Genomic DNA, 701 nt, shown 5'->3' with positions numbered 1-701 from the left:
CGAGATGCGCTCACGGAGCTGGGGCTGACCTACGTCGTCGGCGTCCAGGGCAACATCGTGGTCTGGCCGCCGGGAACCGAGCCGGCGGTTCCGGCGTGGTCCGGCCGCGGGCGTAAGCCGACGCGCCTGCGCCGCGGCGGCGACGACGCGCCCACGGTTCAGGTGCGCGAGCTGGCCGAACAGCTGCCGGCGACGAGCTGGGCAGCGGTCTCCTGGCGTGAAGGTGTTGCGGAGACGCTTTCCTCGCGCTTCGCCGCGGTGCGCGTGCGGCCGGCCCAGGGCGATGCCCGCCGCAGCGAACCCCGGGTCGAGCACTGGCTCCTGATCGAATGGCCGGAGAACGAAGCCAAGCCGACGAACTTCTGGCTCTCGACCATAGCCGAAGAGACCTCGCTGACCGACCTCGTCTATCATGCCAAACAGCGTTGGCTGATCGAACGTGACTACCAGGAACTCAAGCAAGAACTCGGTCTGGGCCACTACGAAGGCCGCGGATGGCCAGGGTTCCATCATCACGCGGCGCTATGCGTCGCCGCCTGCGGCTTTTTGGTCGCCGAGCGGCCGGCTTTTCCCCCCTCAGAGTCAGACTCGGAACTAATTCGGCGTTTTCAGGCTCTTCCGAGGCGGTGGACGAGGAGCTGGATATTCGCGAGGTATACCCAGCTTTCGGCTGAAGCGAGGCTGGTCTCGAAGTCCTTACC

Annotated in this window: 1 protein-coding gene; it reads left to right on the top strand. The window is 66.5% G+C overall.

From position 1 onward, the window contains the following. The coding region (locus CKO28_RS27840) for an IS701 family transposase (RefSeq protein ID WP_200344805.1) at positions 1-701 on the top strand (701 nt) is incomplete at both ends.

The sequence above is a fragment of the Rhodovibrio sodomensis genome, from assembly GCF_016583645.1.
GTDB lineage: Bacteria > Pseudomonadota > Alphaproteobacteria > Kiloniellales > Rhodovibrionaceae > Rhodovibrio > Rhodovibrio sodomensis.
The sequence above is the reverse complement of the archived record's forward strand: the minus strand, read 5'-3'. Positions and strand labels throughout refer to the sequence as shown.